The organism is Sulfitobacter sp. 1A13353 (assembly GCF_043557255.1).
In the GTDB taxonomy this organism is placed as follows: Bacteria; Pseudomonadota; Alphaproteobacteria; order Rhodobacterales; family Rhodobacteraceae; genus Sulfitobacter; species Sulfitobacter faviae.
In genome coordinates, this window is sequence record NZ_JBIFFS010000006.1 from 42,081 (window position 1) to 59,638 (window position 17,558).

At 62.0% G+C, this 17,558-nt stretch carries 15 protein-coding genes; 10 read left to right on the top strand and 5 right to left on the bottom strand.

Features of this window, described 5'->3' with window-relative positions; all coding sequences use genetic code 11:
* Positions 1–23 precede the first annotated feature (23 nt).
* The 7 genes from queA to uvrA all read left to right on the top strand — a co-directional run bounded on the left by queA (position 24) and on the right by uvrA (position 9,423).
* Positions 24–1,088 carry a tRNA preQ1(34) S-adenosylmethionine ribosyltransferase-isomerase QueA gene (gene queA / locus ACGYLO_RS14790; protein ID WP_271689907.1) on the top strand — a complete coding sequence of 355 codons (1,065 nt, stop codon included), beginning with the start codon at positions 24–26 and terminating at the stop codon, positions 1,086–1,088.
* Between the two features lie 72 nt (positions 1,089–1,160).
* Positions 1,161–2,495, top strand: coding sequence for an MFS transporter (locus ACGYLO_RS14795; protein ID WP_271687074.1), 1,335 nt, complete (start codon positions 1,161–1,163; stop codon positions 2,493–2,495).
* Between the two features lie 65 nt (positions 2,496–2,560).
* The gene (locus ACGYLO_RS14800; protein WP_271687075.1) at positions 2,561–3,160 is read left to right on the top strand and encodes a DUF924 family protein; all 600 of its coding nucleotides are present in this window, start codon (positions 2,561–2,563) and stop codon (positions 3,158–3,160) included.
* A 97-nt stretch (positions 3,161–3,257) separates the two neighbouring features.
* Positions 3,258–4,652: a dihydrolipoyl dehydrogenase gene (lpdA, locus tag ACGYLO_RS14805; protein WP_271687076.1), complete on the top strand. Its 1,395-nt coding sequence runs from the start codon at positions 3,258–3,260 to the stop codon at positions 4,650–4,652.
* A 73-nt stretch (positions 4,653–4,725) separates the two neighbouring features.
* Positions 4,726–5,289 (top strand): methyltransferase domain-containing protein, encoded by a 564-nt coding sequence (locus tag ACGYLO_RS14810; protein ID WP_271687077.1) that lies wholly within the window; start codon positions 4,726–4,728, stop codon positions 5,287–5,289.
* A gap of 6 nt (positions 5,290–5,295) precedes the next feature.
* Positions 5,296–6,471, top strand: coding sequence for an MFS transporter (locus ACGYLO_RS14815; RefSeq protein ID WP_271687079.1), 1,176 nt, complete (start codon positions 5,296–5,298; stop codon positions 6,469–6,471).
* Between the two features lie 66 nt (positions 6,472–6,537).
* Positions 6,538–9,423 (top strand): excinuclease ABC subunit UvrA, encoded by a 2,886-nt coding sequence (gene uvrA, locus ACGYLO_RS14820; protein WP_271687080.1) that lies wholly within the window; start codon positions 6,538–6,540, stop codon positions 9,421–9,423.
* A gap of 36 nt (positions 9,424–9,459) precedes the next feature.
* Here the strand turns inward: uvrA and mmsB are convergent, their stop codons facing one another.
* From mmsB to ACGYLO_RS14845, 5 genes are all read right to left on the bottom strand, one after another.
* Positions 9,460–10,344 carry a 3-hydroxyisobutyrate dehydrogenase gene (mmsB, locus tag ACGYLO_RS14825; protein ID WP_271687081.1) on the bottom strand — a complete coding sequence of 295 codons (885 nt, stop codon included), beginning with the start codon at positions 10,342–10,344 and terminating at the stop codon, positions 9,460–9,462.
* Positions 10,341–11,384, bottom strand: coding sequence for an enoyl-CoA hydratase/isomerase family protein (locus ACGYLO_RS14830; protein WP_271687082.1), 1,044 nt, complete (start codon positions 11,382–11,384; stop codon positions 10,341–10,343). The genes mmsB and ACGYLO_RS14830 overlap by 4 nt, the downstream gene beginning before the upstream one ends.
* A gap of 7 nt (positions 11,385–11,391) precedes the next feature.
* A complete protein-coding gene (locus ACGYLO_RS14835; RefSeq protein WP_276154419.1) occupies positions 11,392–12,534 on the bottom strand; it encodes an acyl-CoA dehydrogenase family protein in 1,143 nt (380 codons plus the stop codon).
* Between the two features lie 81 nt (positions 12,535–12,615).
* Positions 12,616–13,725 (bottom strand): carboxylate-amine ligase, encoded by a 1,110-nt coding sequence (locus ACGYLO_RS14840; protein WP_271687085.1) that lies wholly within the window; start codon positions 13,723–13,725, stop codon positions 12,616–12,618.
* A gap of 54 nt (positions 13,726–13,779) precedes the next feature.
* The gene (locus ACGYLO_RS14845; RefSeq protein WP_067265442.1) at positions 13,780–15,279 is read right to left on the bottom strand and encodes a CoA-acylating methylmalonate-semialdehyde dehydrogenase; all 1,500 of its coding nucleotides are present in this window, start codon (positions 15,277–15,279) and stop codon (positions 13,780–13,782) included.
* Positions 15,280–15,389: 110 nt separating this feature from the next.
* Here ACGYLO_RS14845 and ACGYLO_RS14850 point away from each other — a divergent pair, with 110 nt between their 5' ends.
* The 3 genes from ACGYLO_RS14850 to coaD all read left to right on the top strand — a co-directional run bounded on the left by ACGYLO_RS14850 (position 15,390) and on the right by coaD (position 17,428).
* Complete coding sequence (locus ACGYLO_RS14850; RefSeq protein ID WP_271687086.1) at positions 15,390–16,310, top strand: LysR family transcriptional regulator; 921 nt, start codon at positions 15,390–15,392, stop codon at positions 16,308–16,310.
* A gap of 61 nt (positions 16,311–16,371) precedes the next feature.
* Positions 16,372–16,806 (top strand): CBS domain-containing protein, encoded by a 435-nt coding sequence (locus ACGYLO_RS14855; RefSeq protein WP_271687088.1) that lies wholly within the window; start codon positions 16,372–16,374, stop codon positions 16,804–16,806.
* 124 nt (positions 16,807–16,930) lie between these two features.
* Positions 16,931–17,428 (top strand): pantetheine-phosphate adenylyltransferase, encoded by a 498-nt coding sequence (gene coaD, locus ACGYLO_RS14860; protein ID WP_168613531.1) that lies wholly within the window; start codon positions 16,931–16,933, stop codon positions 17,426–17,428.
* Positions 17,429–17,558: the final 130 nt, after the last annotated feature.

Below are 17,558 nucleotides of genomic sequence, written 5' to 3' on the forward strand. Positions count from 1 at the left end.
CCGCCAGACCCGGAGCCGCGCCGATGAAGCTTTCCGATTTCGATTTCGACCTGCCTGAGACCCTGATCGCCACACGTCCCGCCAACCCGCGCTCTTCCGCGCGGTTGCTGGTGGCCGAGGGCGACGCTCTGCACGACCGGCGCGTGACCGACCTGACCGACTGGCTGGGCCCCGGCGACCGATTGGTGCTGAACGATACCCGCGTGATCCCCGCACGGCTGAGCGGCATTCGCCACCGCACCTCGGCCCAAGGGGCGGTGCAGGCCAAGATCGAAGTCACCCTGCTGGAGCCGCGCGGGAACGGCACTTGGTCGGCGCTGATCAAGCCGCTGCGCAAGCTGAAGATCGGCGAAGAGGTCGTCTTTTCCGATGATCTGCGCGCCACGTTGGAAGCAGTGGAAGACGGGCAGGGGCATCTGCGGTTCAACTGCGCGGGCGATGATTTCGACGCGGCGCTCAATGCCGCGGGGGCGATGCCGCTGCCGCCCTATATCGCCGCCAAACGTGCCGCTGATGCGCAGGACATGACCGATTACCAAACCGTCTTTGCTCGCCACGCGGGCGCGGTCGCGGCGCCTACGGCCTCGCTACATTTCGACGAGCCGCTGCTTGAAGCACTGGCCGCGAAGGGCGTGAGTTTTAGCCATGTCACCCTGCATGTCGGCGCGGGCACCTTCCTGCCGGTCAAGGTCGACGACATCTCGGAACACAAGATGCACGCCGAATGGGGCCGGGTTAGCGCAAAGGCCGCTGAAGAGATTGCCGCCACCCGCGCCGCCGGAGGGCGCGTGATCCCCGTGGGCACCACCGCCCTGCGCCTGATTGAGACGGCGGCGCGCGAGGGTGAGATCACCGCCTGGGAAGGGGATACCGACATTTTCATCACGCCCGGGTTCCAGTTCAACGTCACCGACGGTCTGATGACGAATTTCCACCTGCCCAAATCCACGCTGATGATGCTGGTTTCGGCCCTCATGGGGGTGCAGCGGGTGAAAGACATCTATGCCCATGCCATCGGCGAGAAGTACCGCTTTTTCTCCTATGGGGACTCTTCCCTTCTGCTGCCCGAGGCGCAAAAACCCGCTTGAATGTCGCACCAGGGGGTGACTAGCCTGCGATTGCCGTCCATGGGAGGGCTTGGGCGAACAAGGAATTGACTGATGATTCAAGTGGTTTCAAGCGCATGGGCGCTTTTGCTGGGCATGTGCCTGTTGATGGTCGGCAACGGCATGCAAGGCACGCTGCTGGGTATCCGTGGCGGCATCGAAGGGTTTTCAACCTTCCAGATGTCGATCGTCATGTCGGCCTATTTCGTGGGCTTCCTTGGCGGATCGCGCATGGCGCCGGGGATGATCCGGCGGGTGGGCCACGTGCGGGTCTTCGCGGCATTGGCCTCGCTGATCTCGGCGGTGATGATCATCTATCCGACATTTCCAAACACCATCGTCTGGTCGCTGGGCCGGGTGCTGATCGGCTTCTGCTTCTCCGCCGTCTACGTCACAGCGGAAAGCTGGCTCAACAACGCCGCCACGAACGAAAACCGAGGGCAGGCGCTCTCGGCCTATATGATCGTGCAAACGCTGGGCATCGTGATCGCGCAGGCGCTCTTGCTGACCGCCGATCCCTCGGGCTTCGTGCTCTTCGTCATCCCCTCGGTGCTGGTGAGCATCGCGGTGACCCCGATCCTTCTGTCGATCAGCCCGACACCGCCTTTCGACACCACCAAACCGATGAGCCTGCGCGAGTTGATGGATTTCTCGCCGCTGGGCTGTGTCGGCATGTTTCTTCTCGGCGGCGTCTTCTCGGCGCAATTCGGCATGGCGGCGGTTTACGGCGCCGAGGCCGGGCTGAGTGTCGGGCAGATTTCACTTTTCGTGGCCATGTTCTTCGTCGGCTCCGTGATCCTCCAATACCCCATCGGCTGGATCTCGGACCGCATGGACCGCCGCAGCCTGATCGTCATCGTTGCCACGCTCGGCGGTATCGGCTCGGTCATCGGGATGACGCTGGGCCATATCTTCCCGATTCTGCTGGCCACGGCCTTTCTGGTGGGCGGCATGTCGAACCCGCTCTACTCGCTGCTCATGGCCCACACCAACGACTTTCTTGAGCATGAGGACATGGCCTCGGCCTCGGGTGGGATGATATTTATCAACGGCTTGGGCGCGGTTCTGGGTCCGGTGATCACCGGTTGGATGATGGGCACGGCGCTCGGGCCGGGGGGCTTTTATCTGTTCACCGCCGTGCTTTTCGCCGCTCTGGCCGCCTATGCCTCCTATCGTAAGACACAGCGGGCCGCGGTACCGGTCGATGAGACGGGCAACTACGTGCCGATCTACCCCTCAGCGACTGCCGTGGCCGTGGAGATCGCGCAGGAATATATCATTGAAACGGAACAGGAAGCCGCCGAAGAGGCTGCCCAAGAAAACGCCGAAGCAGAGAAAAACGCCCCTGATAGCGATAACGATGTCGCGGATGACATAAAACGTGACTAGGCTTTTGCGGTAAGACGTTCTTAACTTTAACGAAACGCCCAGATTGCGGCAAAGGAGTGTGCTGGATGGCTGCCACAAATGCAGAACCCCAGGATGTACTGAATTTCTGGCTCGAAGACGTAGGTCAGGCCGGCTGGTACAACAGTTCTGAAACGTTGGATGCCGATATCCGCGCGCGGTTCGAGGGGCTTTGGGATGAGGCGCAAGCGGGCAAGCTGAACCACTGGCTGACCAATCCCACCGATGCGCTGGCGTTTTTGATCCTGACCGATCAATTCCCGCGCAACATGTTCCGCGACACGGGCAAGGCGTTTTCCAGCGACCGTATCGCGCTGGCGGCGGCAAAACTGGCGATCGAAAAAGGCTGGGACATGCGCGTTGAGGCGCCCGCGCGGCAGTTCTTCTACCTGCCGCTGATGCATTCCGAGAACCTCTGCGATCAGGACCGCTGCGTGCGTCTGATGTGCGAGCGGATGCCGAAAAGCGACGGCAGCAACCTGTTGCATGCCCGCGCCCACCGTGAAGTGATCCGCCAGTTTGGCCGTTTTCCCTATCGCAATAAGGCGCTGTCACGCAGTTTCACCGCGCAGGAGACCTCCTATCTCGACGCGGGCGGCTATGGCCGGACGGTCAAGGATCTGCGCGCGGAACTTCAAGCGGCCTGAGCCTTCGGCGGGCCGGGGCAACACGCGTGGTTGTGGCGATTGCAAATATGGTTTAGCGGTAAACTATATTTGCAAACCCTAACGCGAGGTCCTTGCCATGGCTGCCAAATCCTTTGATCTGATCGTGATCGGTGCGGGGCCGGGCGGCTATGTCGCTGCGATCCGCGGCGCACAGCTTGGCCTAAAGGTCGCGGTGGTCGAACGGGAGAACCTCGGCGGCATCTGCCTGAACTGGGGCTGCATCCCCACCAAGGCGCTGCTGCGCTCTGCCGAAGTGTTCCACCTGATGCACCGGGCCAAGGACTTCGGTCTGGCTGCGGATAAGATCGACTATGATCTTGCCGCCGTGGTCAAACGCTCGCGCGGCGTTGCCAAGCAGATGGAAGGCGGGGTCAAACACCTGCTGAAGAAAAACAAGGTCGATGTCTTCATGGGCGAGGCTTCGATCCCCGCGAAGGGAAAGGTCGCCGCCAAGACTGACAAGGGCAGCGAGGAGCTGACGGCCAAGAACATCGTGCTGGCCACTGGTGCCCGCGCCCGCGAATTGCCGGGGCTAGAGGCGGACGGCAAGCGCGTCTGGACCTACCGCCACGCCCTGCAACCTGTGCACGACCCCAAGAAACTTCTGGTCATCGGGTCCGGTGCCATCGGCATCGAATTTGCGAGCTTTTACAACACCCTTGGCGCCGACACGACCGTGGTCGAGGTGATGGACCGCGTGCTGCCGGTCGAAGACGAAGAGATTTCGAAATTCGCCAAAAAGGCATTCGAAAAACAGGGCATGACCATCATGCAAAAGGCCACGGTCAAGAAACTCGACCGTGCCGAGGATAAGGTCACCGCCCATATCGAACGGGACGGCAAGGTCGAGAAGCTTGAGTTCGACACCGTGATCTCAGCCGTTGGCATCGTCGGTAATACCGAAGGGCTGGGGCTGGAAGAGCTTGGCGTCAAGGTTGACCGCACCCATGTCGTAACGGATGAATATTGCCGCACCGGGATCGATGGGCTCTTTGCCATTGGCGACATCGCGGGCGCGCCCTGGCTTGCGCATAAGGCCAGCCACGAGGGCGTCATGGTGGCTGAGCTGATCGCGGGCCAGAAACCCCATCCCGTCAAACCCGAAAGCATCGCCGGCTGCACCTATTGCCACCCCCAAGTCGCCTCCGTCGGCCTGACCGAGGCGAAGGCCAAAGAGCAGGGCTATGACATTAAGGTCGGGCGTTTCCCCTTCATCGGCAATGGCAAGGCCGTGGCCTTGGGGGAGCCTGAGGGGCTGGTGAAAACCATCTTCGACGCCAAGACCGGCGAGCTTCTGGGCGCGCATATGGTCGGGGCCGAGGTGACGGAACTGATCCAAGGTTATGTCGTGGGCCGCCAGTTGGAGACCACGGAAGAAGACCTGATGAACACCGTCTTCCCGCATCCGACGCTCAGCGAGATGATGCATGAATCCGTCCTCGACGCTTTCGACCGCGTGATTCATATGTAAAGCGCGACGGGGCGGGGCGCGCCCAACGCGCCTCGCCCCGCCGTACTTCGGCCAAACCGTCGGGAGCCATGTCGTGGTCAGCCTAAACCGTGTCGTCATGCACCGCAGCACCCGCCGGATGATTGACCGTTTGACCCCTGAAACGCTGGACGCCGCCGAAATCTCCGGCAAGTTCGGCAAACGGTTCACGTTCAAGAGCTACACCCAGTTCGTCTATCCAACCTATGACATCTGCGCAGGTCCCTTCACCGATCCGGCGAGCGGTGCCGTGCGGCAGTTCGATCTGATCCTCGCCAATCAGGTTTGGGAGCATCTCGACCGGCCTTATACGGCACTGGGCCATGTTCAACAGATGCTCAGGCCGGGCGGATATTTCTGGATCGCCGTGCCGTTTTTCATCCCCTTTCATGCCGCCCCAAATGACAACTCCCGTTGGTCCGCCCGGGGCCTGAAGAACCTGCTGATCGAGGCCGGGTTCGACACGCACCGGATCACCGCCAAACAATGGGGCAACCGTGCCGCCGCCGCACTCAATCTAGAACCCGACTGGCCCCCGGCTTTCGACAAGGCCACAGATGATCTGACCAACGACCCCGAGATGCCGCTCTGCGCTTGGGCGCTGGCCCAGAAGGCTTGAGGGCAGATGGCTGAACACACCTCCTTTCTGCGCGTCTTTGCGCTTTGGGCCGCGGGGCTGGGGGCGGCGGCGCAATATGGCAAGATGAGCGTCATCTTCGACCTGCTGCCGGATATCTACCCGCAGGCCGGGGCGGCACTTGGGTTCTTGGTCTCCTTGGTGGGCGGTGTCGGTATCCTCCTTGGTGTCGTGGCGGGGCTGGTGGTCGCCCGGGTCCGCTATCGCCGCGCGCTCCTCTTCGCCCTTTGGCTTGGCGCGGCCGTGTCGGCTTTTCAGGCGTTCTTGCCGGGCTTTGGTTGGATGCTGGCCAGCCGCGTCGTCGAAGGGCTGTCGCACCTGGCCATCGTCGTCGCCGCGCCGACCCTCATCGCGCAGCTTAGCGCTGTGAAAGACCGCGGGTTTACCCTGACCCTCTGGGGCACCTTCTTTGGCGTCGCCTTCGCGGTCCTGACGCTTTTCGGCCGCCCGCTCGCATTGAACTGGGGTGTGCCAGCGCTCTTCGCCGTTCACGCGGTCTATATGGCGGGCTGCGCGCTGGTGCTCTCCACCAGTCTGCGCAGCTTGCCGGAGGAGGGCGCGCAGCCGCCCTTCTCCCTGCCGCAGATACTCCGCGATCACCTTGCGATCTACCGGTCACCCTTCCTCTCTGCCCCGGCGGCGGGTTGGCTATTCTATACATTCAGCTTCGTCTCCATCCTCACTGTCTTGCCGCCCTACCTCCCCGAGGCATGGCGGGCGGTCACCATGGCAGCCATGCCGCTCACCAGTATCGCGGTGTCAATGACCATTGGCGTGGCGCTGCTGCGCGGCCTGCCAGCGGTCTACGTCGTGCAAACGGGCTTTGGCCTCTCGGCCCTTTCCATGGTTTGGCTCTGGCTCGCCCCCGGCACCCCGCTGGCCTGTCTGGCGCTTGCAGGGGCTATGGGGCTGATCCAAGGGGCAAGTTTCACCGCTGTGGCACAGCTGAATACCGGCCCCGCCGCGCAGGCACAGGCCAACGGCGCGGTGGCGCAGATGGGCAACCTCGGCAACAGCCTTGGCACGCCGGTCATGGCCTTCGGCCTGGCAAGCTTCGGCGGTGCGGCGCTGCCGCTACTTGCGGGCGGGGCTTTCGTTATGGGGCTTGTGGCACATCTCCTCCTCGGTGCGGCCCGACGTCGCAGGCAACGTGTTCCTGTTTAGTTCTTACTTTTCCGTTGGAAAACACTGCATCAGCACCTATGTACAAATCGTTAAGAGGGGCATGTGATGGCTGAGCTGAAGAATATTGAAGTGCGCGGCGCGCGCGAGCACAATTTGAAGAACATCGACGTGGATATTCCACGGGACCAACTGGTTGTAATCACCGGGCTTTCTGGTTCCGGCAAGTCGAGCCTTGCCTTCGACACGATCTATGCCGAAGGGCAGCGGCGCTATGTGGAATCGCTCTCGGCCTATGCGCGGCAGTTCCTTGATATGATGCAAAAGCCGGATGTGGATCACATCTCCGGCCTCAGCCCCGCCATCTCGATCGAGCAAAAAACCACGTCGAAGAACCCGAGGTCGACCGTCGGCACTGTGACCGAGATCTACGACTACCTGCGTCTGCTCTTCGCCCGCGTCGGCACGCCCTATAGCCCCGCCACGGGCAAGCCGATCGAGGCCCAGCAGGTGCAGGACATGGTCGACCGGATCATGACGATGGAAGAGGGCACGCGGGCCTATCTGCTGGCCCCCATCATCCGCGACCGCAAGGGTGAATACCGCAAGGAATTTATTGAGTTGCGCAAGCAGGGCTTCCAGCGGGTCAAGGTAAATGGCGACTTCTACGATCTGGATGAGCCGCCGACCTTGGATAAGAAATTCCGTCATGACATCGACGTCGTCGTCGACCGGATCGTGGTGCGCGAAGGTTTGGAAACGCGGCTTGCGGACTCGCTCCGCACCGCGCTCGACCTTGCCGACGGGATCGCTGTGCTGGAAACGGCCCCCAGCGAAGGAGAGGCAGAACGCCACACGTTCTCCGAGAAATTCGCCTGTCCCGTCAGTGGCTTCACCATCCCCGAGATTGAGCCGCGTCTGTTCTCTTTCAACGCACCTTTTGGGGCTTGCCCGTCTTGCGACGGCCTTGGCGTCGAGCTTTTCTTCGACGAACGTTTGGTGGTGCCAGATCAAAACCTAAAGATCTATGATGGGGCGCTGGCGCCCTGGCGTAAGGGGAAGTCACCTTACTTTAAGCAGACCATCGAAGCCATTGCGAAACATTACAATTTTGACCAGAAGACGCGCTGGAAAGACCTCCCTGAGAAGGTGCAGAACGTCTTCCTCCACGGCTCCGGTAAGGAGGAGATCACCTTCCGCTATGACGAGGGCGGTCGCGTCTATGAGGTGAAGCGGGTGTTCGAAGGGGTCATTCCCAACATGCAGCGGCGCTACCGCGAAACCGATAGTAATTGGGTGCGCGAGGAGTTCGAACGCTATCAGAATAACCGCCCCTGTGGTACTTGCGGCGGCTATCGCCTGCGGCCCGAAGCGCTGGCGGTGCGGATTGGCCCCCGGGACGGCGGTGAAGATGAATTGCTGCATATCGGCAAAGTGGTCGAGATGTCGATCCGCGAGGCTTTCGACTGGTGCAAGACGGTGCCAGACCATTTGACCGATCAGAAGAACGAGATTGCCCGGGCCATTTTGAAGGAAATCCGGGAGCGTCTCGGCTTCCTTAATAACGTTGGTCTTGAGTACCTTACGATGTCACGTTCAAGCGGTACTTTAAGTGGTGGTGAGAGTCAGCGCATTCGTTTGGCGAGCCAGATCGGCTCGGGGTTGACGGGCGTTCTCTATGTTCTTGATGAGCCGTCGATTGGTCTGCACCAGCGCGACAATGACCGTCTCCTCGATACACTGAAGAACCTGCGCGATCAGGGGAACACTGTGATCGTGGTTGAGCACGATGAGGAGGCCATCCGCGAGGCGGATTACGTCTTTGATATTGGGCCGGGGGCCGGGGTGCACGGCGGGCAGGTTATCAGCCATGGCACGCCGCAAGAGGTTGCAGCCGATCCGAATTCTGTCACGGGTCAATACCTTACCGGCGTTCGCGAAATCTCCGTCCCGGCGAAGCGGCGCAAGGGGAATAAGAAGAAGTTGCAGGTGGTAAAGGCCACCGGCAACAACTTGCAGAATGTGACGGTGGACTTTCCGCTGGGGAAATTCGTCTGCGTGACGGGCGTGTCAGGGGGTGGTAAATCGACCCTGACGATTGAGACGCTGTTCAAGACCGCTTCGATGAATCTGAATGGTGCGCGACAGACGCCTGCGCCGTGTCAAACGATCAAAGGGTTGGAGCATCTCGATAAGGTCATCGACATTGACCAACGCCCGATTGGGCGGACTCCGCGTTCTAATCCAGCGACTTACACCGGGGCCTTCACCCCAATCCGCGACTGGTTTGCCGGGCTGCCGGAGGCCAAGGAGCGCGGCTATAAGCCCGGGCGCTTCTCCTTCAATGTCAAAGGGGGGCGTTGCGAGGCCTGTCAGGGCGACGGGGTCATCAAGATTGAGATGCATTTCCTGCCGGACGTCTATGTGGAATGCGAGACCTGTAAGGGTGCCCGCTACAACCGCGAGACGCTAGAGGTGAAGTTCAAGGGCAAGAGCATCGCAGATGTCCTTGATATGACTGTGGAAGATGCGCAGAACTTCTTTGCCGCGGTTCCGTCGATCCGTGAGAAGATGGATGCGCTGATGCGGGTCGGTCTTGGGTATATCAAGGTCGGTCAACAGGCCACGACGCTTTCGGGCGGTGAGGCGCAGCGGGTGAAACTCAGCAAGGAGCTGAGTAAACGCTCGACGGGGCGCACGCTTTACATTCTGGATGAGCCAACCACCGGTTTGCATTTTGAAGACGTCCGTAAGCTCTTGGAAGTGCTGCATGAATTGGTTGATCAAGGCAACTCCGTCGTGGTGATTGAGCATAACCTCGACGTGGTGAAAACTGCGGATCACATCATCGATATCGGCCCCGAGGGCGGTGATGGCGGGGGCCGTGTTGTGGCCACGGGTACGCCCGAAAAGGTCGCGGAAGTGGCAGAGAGCTATACGGGGAAGTACCTTAAGCCCATGTTGCGCAAGGAAACAAAAGTGGCGGCGGAATAACCGCCGCCACTTCACTGTGTCAGTTATGTTAGGGGCTTAGCCCTGATATCCGCGCTGTTCGAAGCGAGGTAGCATGGCAGAGAAATCTTTGCCCTTGCCGCCTCCCTCTTCGACGAAGCGGGTGTAGAGCTCTTTCGCCAGCGCGCCCATGGGCGTGTCGGCATTGGCCATTTTAGCGGCTTGCTGCGCGAGGCCGAGGTCTTTCAGCATCAACTCCGCCGCGAAGCCCGGTTTGTAGTCGTTGTCGGCGGGCGACTGCGGACCGACGCCGGGGGCAGGGCAGTAGGCGTTCATTGACCATGAGTAGCCGGAGGACGTGCTGACCACGTCGAACATCCGCTCACGATCGAGGCCCAGCTTGTCGGCGAGTGCGAAGGCTTCGCAAGTGGCGATCATCGTGGCGCCGAGGATCATGTTGTTGCAGATCTTTGCGGCTTGGCCTGCGCCCGCGTCGCCGCAGTGCACGGCCTTTTGACCCATGATGTCGAAGAGCGGTTTGGCCTTCTCGAAGGCCGCTTCCGCACCGCCTGCCATAAAGGTGAGCGTGCCGCCCTGCGCCCCGCCGATGCCGCCGGAGACGGGGGCGTCGACAAAGAGCAGCCCTGCTTTCTGCGCCGCCTCTGCCGCGAAACGCGCGCTTTCCACGTCGACGGTGGAGCAGTCGATCAGCAGCGCGCCGGGGGCCATATGGGCGACAGCTTCTTCGGCGACTTGGCGCAGGATCGCGCCATTGGGCAGCATGGTGATGACGACATCGGCGTCGGCGACTGCTTCGGCGATGGTCTTGGCTTCGGTGACCCCTTCGGCGGTGGTGCCAGCTACGTCATTGCCGCGCACCGTATGGCCCGCGGCGGCGAGGTTGGCCGCCATCGGGCCGCCCATATTGCCCAGACCGATGAAACCGATTGTGAGATTGCTCATGAATTTTCCTCCAACTTCAATTCGTTGTCGCCCAAGGGGGCGAGCATGGCTTCGACATCGGCCTGCGGTACGTTCCAATCGGCATGTTGCCAGTTGGGGCTGCGATCCTTCTCGATGATCGCAGCGCGCACGCCTTCGATGAAGTCGCCTTTCTCCAGTGACCGCGCGGTAAAGCGGTATTCCTGTTGCAGCGCCGGGACCATGCCGATGCCCGGGCCGCGCAGACGCCGGAGCATTTCCAGCGTGCAGGCCATCGACAGGGGGGAGTTGCGGCGCAGGGTCTTCAGCGTCTCGGCGGCGAAGGCGCTTTCCGATATGGAAAAGGTGGCTTCGATCTTTTCCAAATTCTCCGGGGCGAAAAGGTGATCCACCTCATCCTGAACTTCGGCCAGTTTGGATGGGGGCGGGGTCGTCGCCGCGCGGTCGAGGGTGAAGGGATCGCCGTTCTCTTCCAGTTGCGCGATTAGCTCGGGCCATTGGTCCTCGGGGATGAAGTAGTCGGCAAAGCCTGCGTGCAGCACATCCGCCGGGCCCATGCGCGCCCCGGTGAGGCCGAGGTATTCGCCCATCCGCCCCGGTGCCTGCGCCAGCAGCAGCGTGCCGCCCACGTCTGGCACCAGTCCGATGCCGCATTCCGGCATGGCGATCTTGCTCGTCTCGCCCACGACGCGGTGCGAGCCGTGGCAACCGATGCCGACGCCGCCGCCCATGGTGAAGCCCTGCATGAAGGAGATCACCGGCTTGGGGCAGCCATGCAGCTTGTTGTTGAGCCGGTATTCATCGGACCAGAACTGCCGGGCGAAGTCGTAGTCGCCGTCCTTGCCGGTTTGGTAGAGTTGCGCCACGTCACCACCGGCGCAGAAGGCTTTTTCACCCTCGGCATCCAGCACCACTACGGCAACCTCGGGGTCGTCGCGCCAGTCGTCGATTGCCTTCTCAATGGCGATACACATGTCGTAGCTCAGCGCGTTCAGCGCCTTGGGCCGGGTCAGGGTGATGCGGCCCGCGCGCCCCGTTTTTCGGATGTCGATGTCACTCATGGGGGCCTCAGCGGTTCTTGAGCATGTCGCGGGCTACGATCACGCGCATGATCTCATTGGTGCCTTCAAGGATCTGGTGCACGCGCAGGTCGCGGACCAGCTTCTCGATGCCGTAGTCGGCAAGGTAGCCGTAGCCGCCGTGTAGTTGCAGGCACTGGTCGACAACCTTGCTGCCGGTCTCGGTCACGAATTTCTTGGCCATTGCGCAGAACTTGGTGGCGTCCGGCGCGCCGGTGTCGAGCTTCCATGCCGCCTGACGCAGGAAGGTGCGGGCGGCCTGAAGCTCGATCTCCATGTCGGCAAGGCGGAACTGCAGCCCCTGGAACTGGTCGATGGTCTGGCCAAAGGCCTTGCGGTCGCCCATGTATTCCAGCGTCTTGTTCAGCGCGGTCTGCGCGGCACCGAGCGAGCAGGCCGAGATATTGAGCCGCCCGCCGTCAAGGCCCGCCATGGCGTATTTGAAGCCCTTGCCCTCTTCGCCGACAAGGTTCTCGGCCCCGATCTTGCAATCGTCGAACTGCACCAGCGCCGTCGGCTGGCTCCGCCAACCCATCTTGTCTTCCAGACCGCCGAAGCTGAGGCCCGGGGTGCCGTCCTCGACATAGACGGTGGAGACGCCGCGCGCGCCGTCGTCGGAGGTGCGCACCATGGTGACATAGGCATCCGAATAGCCGCCGCCCGAGATAAAGGCCTTGGTGCCGTTCAGGGTATAGCCCTCGTTGGTGCGCTCGCAGCGGGTCTTGAGCGCAGCGGCGTCGGAGCCGGAGCCGGGCTCGGTCAGGCAGTAGCTCAGAACCGTCTCCATGGTGAGCACCTTGGGCATCACGCACGCTTTCATCTCGTCACTGGCAAAGGTGTCGAGCATCTTGGCGCACATGTTGTGGATCGAGAGGAACGCCGCGACCGAGGGGCAGGCCATCGAGAGCGCCTCGAAGACCAGCGTGGCGTCGAGGCGCGTGAGCCCCGCGCCGCCGGTTTCCTCGGAGACGTAAAGCCCGCCGAAGCCCAACTCGCCGATCTGCGGCCAAAGCTCCTTGGGGATGGTGCCGTCCTTTTCCCACTGATGGGCATGGGGGGCGATATTGTCCTGCCCAAAGGCATGGGCCATGTCGAAAATGGCGGTCTGTTCCTCGTTCAATGCGAAATCCATCGCGGCTCCTCCCTGAAGTCATGTGTCCTTGGAACTGAACACTTGTTTAATTCTATCAGCCGAAAGGAGCCGCAACAAGCGTCACAGATCGGCGTGGTATTCCTCTATCAACTGGCGCACGACCGCTTCGCCGCCTTTGCCCTCGGGGGCGTCGGCCCAGACTTTGCGCTGCCGGTCGGCGGAGGTGCCCTGTTTGACGAGATCGCGCAGGGCGCAGACCTCGTCCAAACAGCCAAGCGCCTCAGCGTCTTCGGCGATCAGGCCGATGATCTCTTCGAACAGTTGGTCGAAGGGTTTGAGGGTCGGCCCGCCAAAGTCGATCAGCGTCTCGTTCACGCCGTAGCGCTGCGCGCGCCAGCGGTTTTCCTCGATCAGGAAACGGTCATACTCACGCCAGCGCAGGTTGCTATCGCGCAGGCGCAGGAGGAAGCGCGCGATAGACTGGGTCAGACCCGCCAGCCCAAGCGCATGCGACAGGCGCGGCTGCACATCGCAAATGCGGCTTTCCAGCGTTGGGTAATGGGTCGAGGGCCGCAGGTCCCACCAGATTTTCGATTGGTCCGGAATGATGTGGAGGTCGATGAGCGTCTGGGTGCTGCGCTCATATTCGCTCCAACTGTGCAGCAGCGGGGGCAGCCCGGTGCGCGGCATGCTCTCCATCACGGCAAGTCGGTAGGATGCCAGCCCGGTGTCTTCACCTTGCCAGTAGGGCGAGGAAGCCGAAAGCGCCAACAGATGCGGGAGAAAGTAGGAGAACTGTGGCATCAGGTCGACGCGCAGGTCGTCGCCATCGATCCCCACATGGACATGCATCCCGCAACTCAGCATGCGCCGGGCCACGTCCCCCAGCTCGGTTTCGAGCTGGTCGTAGCGTTCCTTGTCGGTGGTGTGCTGGTGCTTCCAATCCGAGAAGGGGTGGCAGGAGACGGCCACGGGCGACAGGTTGTGCTTGGCGGCATGTTTGGAGATCGTGCTGCGCAGACGCTTCAGATCATCGCGGGCCTCGGCCACGGTCTTGCAGGGCTTGCTGCCGATCTCGATCTGGCATTGCAGCAGTTCCGGGCTGACCTGATCGCCGAGGTCCTTGCGGCAATCCTCCATCAGCCCTTCGGGGGTGTCAGCCAGCGCCAGTGAATCCTTGTCGACCAGAAGATATTCTTCTTCAATTCCGATGGTGAATTCTTTTTGCATGGCGCTGGCCTCGTTCTTTGAGGCCGACTGCCCGGGGGCAGCCGGCGTGATGATTTACTCCATCACGGGGATGGAGAACTCGCCACCCTCCTTGATGCCGCTCGGCCAACGGGCCGTGACGGTCTTGGTGCGGGTGTAGAACTTGAACGCATCCGGGCCGTGCTGGTTCAAATCGCCGAAGACGGATTTCTTCCAGCCGCCGAAGGTGTGGTAAGCCAGCGGCACCGGGATCGGCACGTTCACACCGACCATGCCGATGTTGATGCGGTTGGCGAAGTCCCGCGCCGCATCGCCGTCACGGGTGAAGATCGCCGTGCCGTTGCCGTATTCATGGTCCATCGCAAGGCCAAGCGCCTCTTCGTAGTCCTTGGCGCGGACGCAGGTCAGCACGGGGCCGAAGATTTCCTGCTGGTAGATGTCCATGTCCTTGGTCGCGCGGTCGAAGAGGTGCGGGCCGACGAAGTAACCGTTCTCGTAGCCCTGCAGTTTGAAGTCGCGCCCGTCGACGACAAGCTCCGCACCCTGATCGATGCCGGTCTGAACCAGACGTTCGATGTTGGCCTTGGCGGCGGCGGTGACCACGGGGCCGTAGTCCACATCGTTGCCCGCGGTGTAGGGGCCCACTTTCAGCTTTTCGATGCGCGGCACCAGCTTTTCGATCAGGCGGTCGGCGGTCTCCTCGCCCACCGGCACGGCGACCGAGATCGCCATGCAGCGTTCGCCCGCGGCACCGTAGCCTGCACCCACCAGCGCGTCGGCGGCCTGGTCGAGGTCGGCGTCGGGCATGATGATCATGTGGTTCTTGGCGCCGCCGAAGCACTGCACGCGTTTGCCGTTGGCACAGCCAGTGGCGTAGATGTACTCGGCGATCGGGGTGGAGCCGACGAAGCCAATGGACTGGATCACGTCGTGGTGCAGGATCGCGTCGACCGCTTCTTTGTCACCGTTGACGACCTGGATGATGCCCTTGGGCAGACCGGCTTCTTCCAGAAGTTCGGCCAGCATCAGCGGGACGGAGGGGTCACGCTCGGACGGTTTCAGGATGAAAGCGTTGCCGCAGGCGATGGCGGGGGCGAACATCCACATCGGGATCATGGCCGGGAAGTTGAAGGGTGTGATGCCCGCGGTGACACCCAGCGGTTGGCGCATGGAGTACATGTCGATGCCGGGGCCTGCGCTGTCGGTGAAGTCACCCTTCAGCAGTTCCGGCGCGCCGATGCAGTATTCCACCACTTCGAGGCCACGCTGCACGTCACCTGCGGCGTCGGGCAGGGTCTTGCCGTGTTCGCGGCTCAGCGCCTCGGCCAGCTTGTCCATGTCGCGGTTCAGCAGGGCCACGAATTTCATCAGCACGCGCGCGCGGCGCTGTGGGTTGGTGGCGGCCCATTTCGGCTGCGCGGCTTGGGCGTATTCCACGGCCTTGTTCAGCTCATCGCCATTGGCGAGCGGCACCTTGGCCTGCACCTCGCCGGTGGCGGGGTTCATCACGTCGGCAAAGCGCCCGGAGGTGCCCTTCACGTGTTCGCCGTTCAGGTAATGCGTCATCTCTTGCATGATCGGTCTCCTCTATGGTTGGCGGCACGATAGCCTTGCAAAAAGAACCGGAACAGAGGAAGGATGGCAAAACCGTCTTGCATTTTTGCAAAGCGTAGGAGGGCAGGTAGATGGATCAGAATTGGGATGACCTGCGGCTGTTTCTGGCCGTCGCACGAGAGGAAAGCCTGTCTGGCGCGGGCAAGCTGCTGCGGCTCGACCCCGCAACGCTGGGCCGCCGCATGGCACGGTTGGAAAAGGCGTTGCAGACCGTCCTCTTCGTGAAATCGCCGCAGGGCTATATGCTGACCGAAGCGGGGCGAGACCTCATGCAGCGGGCAGAGCGGGCCGAACAGGCGATGCGCGCGGCCACCGCCGGGGTGCAGGTGCAAAGCGATCAGCTATCGGGGCAGATCCGTGTCGGCGCGCCCGACGGGGCGGCGAACTATCTGCTGCCACAGGTCTGTGCGGCGATTGCCGCGAAGAACCCCGATCTGGACGTGCAGATCATTGCATTGCCGCGCGTTTTCAACCTGTCCCGGCGCGAGGCGGATATGGCCATCGGGGTGAGCGCGCCCACGGCGGGGCGGCTGGTGGTGCAGAAAGTGACGGACTACCACCTCCATCTCGCCGCCGCGGAAAGCTATCTGGCGCAGCATCCTGAGGTGACCGCCGTGGGCGATCTGCAAGGGCACCGGATGGTCGGCTATATCCCCGATATGATCTTTGACCGTGAGTTGGACTACCTTGCGGACCTTGGCATCAGCCGGGTGGCGCTGGCGTCGAATTCCGTCTCCGTGCAGGTGCGGATGATCCAGCAGGGCGGGGGGATTGGGGTCGCGCATGACTTCTCGCTTGCCGCGACGCAGGGGGTGCGGCGCATCCTTACCGATGCCGTGAGCCTCAAACGCGCCTTCTATCTGATCCGCCACGCCGATGACCGCCGCAACGCGCGGTTGGCGGCCTTTGCCGAGGCGCTGGCCACCGGACTGCGGGCCGAGACCGCGCGGCTGGAGGCGCTGACCTCGGGCCGGACTGCGCCAAAAGCTTGACAGAAAAGGATTTCGCGGTGACGCTGGAGGTGACTTTGCCCTGTACCCAAGGAGGCGCCAGATGCTCGTATCGCAGATTCTCAAGACCAAGCCCGATGACAAGGTGGTGACGGCCAAACCCGGATTGGCGATCTCCGAAGCGGCGGCGATGCTGGCCGAGAAACGGATCGGGACGCTGGTGATTTCGGCCGATGGCAAGACGCCGGATGGGATTCTGTCCGAGCGGGACATCGTGCGCGAGCTGGGCCGCGCGGGCGCGGGCTGTCTGGAGCAGGCGGCCGAAACCCTCATGACCCGCAAATTGGTGACCTGTAGCCGCGACGACCGGTCCGATGCGGTGCTGCAAAAGATGACCGATGGGCGGTTCCGCCATATGCCCGTGCTTGAGGACGGCGTGCTGGTGGGGCTGATCTCCCTCGGCGATGTGGTCAAAGCACAATTGCAAGAGTTGTCGATGGAGAAACAGGCCCTTGAAGGCATGATCATGGGCCACTGAAGCGGCCATTAAACTGTGGCCCCCGCCGACTGACGGCGGGGCAATGCTACCGCTAACCGACTTGCGCTTGGGGCGGTGAAATGATTGGCTGTGCCGCAACGCAGCAGATACGCAGGACAATTACATGCGCATAGCCCTTTACCCCGGTACGTTCGACCCGATCACGCTGGGGCATATCGACATCATCCGCCGCGCGGCCCGTATGGTCGACCGGCTGGTGATCGGCGTGGCCATCAACCGCGACAAGGGGCCGTTGTTCACCCTCGAAGAACGGGTCGCCTTGATCGAAGCGGAATGCGCGCAATTGGCCGAAGAGACCGGCGTCGAGATCGTGGTGCATCCTTTCGAAAACCTGCTCATTGACTGTGCCCGCGACGTGGGCGCCCAGACCATCGTGCGCGGCCTGCGCGCCGTGTCCGATTTCGAATATGAGTTCCAGATGGTCGGCATGAACCGGCAGTTGGACGATTCCATCGAGACGGTCTTCTTGATGGCCGAGGCCACTCATCAGGCGATTGCCAGCAAATTGGTGAAAGAGATCGCGCGGTTGGATGGGGATGTCAGCAAATTCGTGACGCCGGCGGTGAATAAGGTGCTGATTGAGCGGTTTTCGCAGAAGTAGCGTTTGGGGTGGTGAGTGGGCCGCGTGAGGCGCGGTTCTGCGAGGTATTTTTAAAAGGATGAAGGGGGAGGGGCGTGGCGCTTGATTGGTGGCCGCGTCCTTTTTGGGTTCTGTGGGGGGAGCGATTGGG

What these genes read in the sequence shown, in the direction of transcription:
- queA (WP_271689907.1), top strand. Translation starts at nt 24, where the DNA reads ATGAAGCTTTCCGATTTCGATTTCGACCTGCCTGAGACCCTGATCGCC.
- ACGYLO_RS14795 (WP_271687074.1), top strand. Translation starts at nt 1,161, where the DNA reads ATGATTCAAGTGGTTTCAAGCGCATGGGCGCTTTTGCTGGGCATGTGC.
- ACGYLO_RS14800 (WP_271687075.1), top strand. Translation starts at nt 2,561, where the DNA reads ATGGCTGCCACAAATGCAGAACCCCAGGATGTACTGAATTTCTGGCTC.
- lpdA (WP_271687076.1), top strand. Translation starts at nt 3,258, where the DNA reads ATGGCTGCCAAATCCTTTGATCTGATCGTGATCGGTGCGGGGCCGGGC.
- ACGYLO_RS14815 (WP_271687079.1), top strand. Translation starts at nt 5,296, where the DNA reads ATGGCTGAACACACCTCCTTTCTGCGCGTCTTTGCGCTTTGGGCCGCG.
- uvrA (WP_271687080.1), top strand. Translation starts at nt 6,538, where the DNA reads ATGGCTGAGCTGAAGAATATTGAAGTGCGCGGCGCGCGCGAGCACAAT.
- mmsB (WP_271687081.1), bottom strand. Translation starts at nt 10,344, where the DNA reads ATGAGCAATCTCACAATCGGTTTCATCGGTCTGGGCAATATGGGCGGC.
- ACGYLO_RS14830 (WP_271687082.1), bottom strand. Translation starts at nt 11,384, where the DNA reads ATGAGTGACATCGACATCCGAAAAACGGGGCGCGCGGGCCGCATCACC.
- ACGYLO_RS14835 (WP_276154419.1), bottom strand. Translation starts at nt 12,534, where the DNA reads ATGGATTTCGCATTGAACGAGGAACAGACCGCCATTTTCGACATGGCC.
- ACGYLO_RS14840 (WP_271687085.1), bottom strand. Translation starts at nt 13,725, where the DNA reads ATGCAAAAAGAATTCACCATCGGAATTGAAGAAGAATATCTTCTGGTC.
- ACGYLO_RS14845 (WP_067265442.1), bottom strand. Translation starts at nt 15,279, where the DNA reads ATGCAAGAGATGACGCATTACCTGAACGGCGAACACGTGAAGGGCACC.
- ACGYLO_RS14850 (WP_271687086.1), top strand. Translation starts at nt 15,390, where the DNA reads ATGGATCAGAATTGGGATGACCTGCGGCTGTTTCTGGCCGTCGCACGA.
- ACGYLO_RS14855 (WP_271687088.1), top strand. Translation starts at nt 16,372, where the DNA reads ATGCTCGTATCGCAGATTCTCAAGACCAAGCCCGATGACAAGGTGGTG.
- coaD (WP_168613531.1), top strand. Translation starts at nt 16,931, where the DNA reads ATGCGCATAGCCCTTTACCCCGGTACGTTCGACCCGATCACGCTGGGG.